This window comes from Mycobacterium sp. (genome assembly GCF_052145595.1).
GTDB lineage: Bacteria > Actinomycetota > Actinomycetes > Mycobacteriales > Mycobacteriaceae > Mycobacterium.
In genome coordinates this window covers 1-5,031 of record NZ_JBKQOI010000014.1, presented here as the reverse complement: position 1 = coordinate 5,031, position 5,031 = coordinate 1, and the positions used below count along the sequence as shown (strand labels likewise).

At 66.8% G+C, this 5,031-nt stretch carries 7 protein-coding genes; 2 read left to right on the top strand and 5 right to left on the bottom strand.

The window, feature by feature from the left end:
- The coding region (locus ACLP4W_RS00900) for a ferritin-like domain-containing protein (RefSeq protein ID WP_442383204.1) at positions 1–795 on the top strand (795 nt) is incomplete at its 5' end.
- A gap of 177 nt (positions 796–972) precedes the next feature.
- Here ACLP4W_RS00900 and rph read toward each other — a convergent pair.
- The 5 genes from rph to ACLP4W_RS00875 all read right to left on the bottom strand — a co-directional run bounded on the left by rph (position 973) and on the right by ACLP4W_RS00875 (position 4,649).
- Positions 973–1,752, bottom strand: coding sequence for a ribonuclease PH (gene rph / locus ACLP4W_RS00895; protein WP_442383202.1), 780 nt, complete (start codon positions 1,750–1,752; stop codon positions 973–975).
- Positions 1,753–1,796: 44 nt separating this feature from the next.
- Complete coding sequence (locus ACLP4W_RS00890; protein WP_442383200.1) at positions 1,797–2,249, bottom strand: nuclear transport factor 2 family protein; 453 nt, start codon at positions 2,247–2,249, stop codon at positions 1,797–1,799.
- 62 nt (positions 2,250–2,311) lie between these two features.
- A complete protein-coding gene (locus ACLP4W_RS00885) occupies positions 2,312–3,085 on the bottom strand; it encodes a cyclic nucleotide-degrading phosphodiesterase (RefSeq protein ID WP_442383198.1) in 774 nt (257 codons plus the stop codon).
- Between the two features lie 74 nt (positions 3,086–3,159).
- A complete protein-coding gene (gene murI, locus ACLP4W_RS00880; protein ID WP_442383196.1) occupies positions 3,160–3,975 on the bottom strand; it encodes a glutamate racemase in 816 nt (271 codons plus the stop codon).
- Positions 3,972–4,649 (bottom strand): rhomboid family intramembrane serine protease, encoded by a 678-nt coding sequence (locus tag ACLP4W_RS00875; RefSeq protein ID WP_442383194.1) that lies wholly within the window; start codon positions 4,647–4,649, stop codon positions 3,972–3,974. Before ACLP4W_RS00875 ends, murI begins: the two co-directional genes overlap by 4 nt.
- Positions 4,650–4,800: 151 nt before the next feature.
- Here ACLP4W_RS00875 and ACLP4W_RS00870 point away from each other — a divergent pair.
- On the top strand, positions 4,801–5,031 hold a 231-nt coding region (locus ACLP4W_RS00870), incomplete at its 3' end, for a helix-turn-helix domain-containing protein (RefSeq protein ID WP_442383192.1).

Sequence of the window (5,031 nt, the reverse complement as noted above, 5' to 3'; positions counted from 1 at the left end):
TCGCAGTTCCTGCACGGCGAGCAGGGTGCGATGGTGTGCGCGGCCAAGATCGTCGAGGTCGTCCCGGACCTGGACGCGAAGTTCTACGCGGCCACCCAGACCATGGACGAGGCCCGGCACGTCGAGGCGTTCTCGCGGTTCCTGCAGGAGAAGGTCGACGTGGTCTACCCGATCAACAAGCACCTGACCGCACTGCTGGACGACACCCTGCGCGACTCGCGCTGGGACATGCCCTACCTCGGCATGCAGGTCCTCATCGAAGGGCTCGCACTCGCCGCCTTCGGGGTGCTGCGGGACATGTCGGCGCAGGACTCGCTGGCCAAGCAGGTGCTGGCCTACGTCATGCAGGACGAGGCCCGGCATGTCGCCTTCGGCCGAATCTCGCTAAAGGACTACTACTCCGCGCTGACCGAGGCCGAGCGGGACGAGCGTGAAGAGTTCGTCGTGGACGCCTGTTACCTGATGCGCGACCGGTTCCGCGGCGAGGAGGTCTTCGAGACCCTCGGCATGGACGTCCAAGCGTGTGCTGAGTGGGTCGACACGTCGCCGCTGATGATCCAGTTCCGCTCGCACCTGTTCAGCCGCATCGTGCCGATCGTCAAGGACATCGGGTTGTGGGGCGACAAGGTGCAGAAGGCCTTCAGGGACATGGGTGTGCTCGACATGGCCGGCTGCGACATCGAGGCGCTGATGAAGGCCGATGAGGATCAGGCCGACGCGCTGGACAAGGCACACGCCGAGATGGCCGGCCGGGCCCTCGAGGTGGACGAGGTGATCGCGGCGGGCGCGAGCTAACCCAAACATCGAACGCACCATCGAGGGTGCCGACGAGCCAATCGCGAGCCTGTACCAAAACGGCCAGCTCGTTTCGGTCTAAGAGCGACGACGCATCTGAACCACGTTCGGCGCGTCAACCAGTCGGCTCATCGCTTCTAGCGCGGCCATCGTCTCGGCCGTCGATCGGGAGCCGGGTCAGCTGCCGAACGCCTTCGGCGGCGGAGGTCCATCGGGCAACACTCCCGGGTAGGGCAGCTCCAGTGCCTCACGCTGAGCGGCGAACAACTTGTCGCAGCCGAGCAGCGCCATGTCGAGCAGTTTGTCCAGCGTCGAACGCGGGAAGGTCGCGCCCTCGCCGGTCCCCTGGACCTCCACCAGGGTCCCGGTGTCGGTGGCGACGACGTTCATGTCGACCTCGGCGCGCGAGTCTTCCTCGTAGGGCAGGTCCACCCGAATCCTGCCGTCGACCACGCCGACGCTGACCGCCGCGATGGCGCACGACAGCGGCCGCGGATCCGACAGCCTGCCGGCCGCCGACAGGTAGGTCACCGCGTCGGCCAACGCCACATAGGCGCCCGTGACGGCCGCGGTGCGGGTGCCGCCGTCGGCCTGCAACACGTCGCAGTCGACGGCGATTGTGTTCTCCCCCAGCGCCGCCAGGTCGATGCACGCCCGCAGCGATCGGCCGATCAGCCGGCTGATTTCCTGGGTGCGTCCGCTGAGCCGGCCCTTCACCGATTCGCGGTCCGAGCGGGTGTGGGTGGCCGACGGCAGCATCGCGTACTCCGCGGTCAGCCACCCCAGGCCCGTTCCCTTGCGCCAGCGTGGCACTCCTTCGGTGACGCTGGCGGTGCACATGACCTTGGTGTGACCGAATTCGATCAGTACCGAACCCGCCGGGTGCTCGGTGAACCCGCGGGTGATGACCACGGGGCGAAGCTCGTCGTCGAGGCGACCGTCTTCTCGTTTGGACACCCAATAACCCTAGCCAACCCCAGCGAGGCCTCCGTCAGGCCGCGTCAGGACGTGTGCGCGCCGGGCGCCGGTGTGTTGCCAAACGCAGCGAACACCGCCAACGGGTCCAGGTAGTCGCGCCAGTGCACGATCTTGCGGTCGCTGACCGTGATCACCGAGATGAATCGGTTGACGTACGGCGCACCGGTGCGCACTACCGTGCCGTGCATGGTGTACTCCAGAACCACCACGGACTTCTGGGGGTCGTAATAGCGGTGCACGTCGCTGCTGCCGCTCTGAACGATGGATTCCCCGTAATCGGAGTACAACTCCGCCAGCGCTTCGCGCCCGACGATTCTGCGCGGGTAATCCGGGACGGTGATGATGTACTCGACCACCACATCCTCGGCGTGCATGTCGAAGAAGTCGTCGCCGTCGACCAAGCCCTTCAAAGCCTCGGCGACAACCTCGAAGTAGGGCCGCATCGCGGCGTACTTGGCCATGTCTCGCGACGTCATGGACGCCTCCCATCTACTCGCCTTGCGCGTCGACTCTAGGACGTGACGCAACGCGGGGCGGTTCAGGAACGCGTGACCTCAAAAGTCTCACCGCACACCACCGCGTGCACGGGGCCGTCGAACTCGGCCTTGGCCTCGGTGATCACGTCCTCGCGCGAGGTCCACGGCGGAATGTGCGTAAGCAGCAGCTCACGAACGCCGGCCTGGGTGGCAGCCCTGCCGGCCTCCGTGCCGGACAGGTGCAGATCTCGGGGACGATCCGGCGCGTGCGTCCAGGAGGCCTCGCACAGGAAAACGTCGGCGCCGCGGGCCAGCTCGACGAGCTGATCGCAGATGCCGGTGTCACCGCTGTAGACAAACGAGGCACCGGTGGGATCGGTGATCCTCAAGCCGTAGGACTCGGTCGGGTGCGCCACCACCCGGGGCACTACCGTGACCGCGCCCAACGTCACCGGCTCCCCGTCGACCCAATGGCGAACATCGAAGATGTCCGAGCAATCGTCGATCTCCGCGCCATAGGGTGACGACGCGGCACCCAAGCGCGACCAGGTGTCGCTCGGGCCGTACAAGAGCGCCTTGCCGTCGGGGCGCGACGGGTGATAGCGACGCCACACGAACAGGCCGGGCATATCCAGACAGTGGTCGGCGTGCAGATGAGTCAACAGCACGTGCACCGAACTGGGATCGGCGTACCGCTGCAGGGCGCCGAGCACGCCCCCACCGAAGTCGAGGACCAGCGGCGGAGTGTCCGGCGCCCGGAGCAAATAACCCGACGCAGGCGAATCCGGACCCACCACGCTGCCCGAGCAGCCGAGTACGGTTATTCGCACGGACACTACTGTGCCATGCCCGATACCACGATGGAGAAAACATCACCGCATTGGTGTGATCAGAATCATCTCTCCGCGTGTCAGTGGATACGCGAGTGGTGAACGGGCTGAACACCGGTCACCGCGGGACCCAGGAATCGCGCCGCAAGTTTGGTGAACGCCTCCGGGTCGCCGGTGGCTTCGAACACCCGGGTCGCCGGCGGCGCGTCATGCGGACGCAACAGGTCCCGCTCGGTGAGCACCCGAAGCACCTCCTTGGCGGTTTCCTCGGCGCTCGAAACCAGCGTCACGTTGTCGCCCATCGCCAGTTGGATCAGCCCCGACAGCAGCGGATAGTGCGTGCATCCCAGCACCAGCGTGTCGACCTGCGCGCGCTGCAACGGCTCGAGATAGCCCTCGGCCAGTCCGAGCACCTGACGGCCGCTGGTCACGCCGCGCTCGACGAAGTCGACGAAACGCGGGCAGGCCACCGCGGTGATCTCGGTATCACGGGCGGCGGCGAACGCATCCTGGTAGGCATGCGAGTTGATGGTCGCCCGCGTGCCGATCACGCCGATGCGGCCGTTGCGGGTGGTGGCGACCGCACGGCGCACCGCGGGCAAGATCACCTCGACGACGGGCACGTCGTAGCGCTCGCGAGCATCCCGCAGGCACGCCGCCGACGCCGTGTTGCATGCGATCACCACCGCCTTGACGCCGCGGTCGACGAGGTCGTCGCCGATGGCCAACGCGTGCGCGCGGACCTCCGGGATGGTCAGCGGGCCGTAGGGACCATTGGCGGTGTCGCCGACGTAGATGATGTCCTCGTCGGGCAGTTGGTCGATGATGGCCCGCGCCACGGTCAGTCCCCCGACGCCGGAGTCGAAAACCCCGACGGGTGCCAGTCGCGAGTTCATGTCTTGGCGCGCCGGGGACCCGTGCCGGCTTTCCTCGATGCGCGGGCCTTACGTTCCGGAGCCGACAACAGATAGGCGGCCACGACGCCGGCGATCGCACCGCACAGGTGGCCCTGCCATGAGACCCCACCGCAGGTGCCGAGCACCGGCATGGCGCCGAGCAGGACGCCGCCGTAGGCGAGCAACACCAGCAGCCCGATGACGATGTCCCAGAATCGGCGCACGAAGATGCCGAACACCAGCAGGAACGCCAACCATCCGAAGATCAGGCCGGAGGCCCCGATGTGGTCGGTCGGGCCGCAGTTGCTGCCGAGGTTGCCGATGAGCCAGGTGCCGAAGCCACCGAGGACCCACACGATCACGGTGGCCCACACGAACCGGGACACACCGGCCAGCGTCATCAGGAACCCGAGCACCAGCAGCGGCACCGTATTGGCCATCAGATGCTGCCAGTTGGCGTGCAGAACGGGAGCGAATATGACTCCCCACAGGCCGTCGGCCTCCAGCGGCCTGATGCCGTTGGCGTCCAGGGAGTGGCCGGTCAACTGGTCGATCAGCTCGATGAGGTAAAGCAGCGCCACGAAGGTGAGGATGGTGGCCCCGCCGAAGATCCACGTGGGCCGCTTGTTGGTCTGGGGCGCCCGTTTACCCGAATGCCCGACGGGTTGGTTCATGAGCGCCGCTCCTCCTCATCGCTTCGCTCTGCATCGTTGCCGACGCGGTCATCAGACTTGCGGCGTGGAAAACCCCCGGCTTTAGCCGGGGGGCGAAACGCCGTTTCCTTCGTTTTGAGGGGTTGTCGGTGGTGGTGCCTAGGCTCTTGGTGTGTGCAGATTTCGGTTGCTTCCCAGCCCTGAGCAGGCGACGCTGTTGGGCGAACACTGTCGCCATGCCCGGTTTGTGTGGAATTTGGCCGTCGAGCAGCAGCGGCACTGGCAGCCGGGCCGCCGCGCGCCCGGGTACCACGAGCAGTGTGCCCAGTTGACGGCGGCCCGGGCCGAATACGATTGGCTGGCAGCCGGGTCGCACACGGTGCAGCAGCAGGCGTTGCGCGAT

Excerpts from the sequence above, each read along its gene's own strand:
- ACLP4W_RS00890 (WP_442383200.1), bottom strand. The coding sequence starts at position 2,249 with ATGACGTCGCGAGACATGGCCAAGTACGCCGCGATGCGGCCCTACTTC.
- murI (WP_442383196.1), bottom strand. The coding sequence starts at position 3,975 with ATGAACTCGCGACTGGCACCCGTCGGGGTTTTCGACTCCGGCGTCGGG.
- ACLP4W_RS00875 (WP_442383194.1), bottom strand. The coding sequence starts at position 4,649 with ATGAACCAACCCGTCGGGCATTCGGGTAAACGGGCGCCCCAGACCAAC.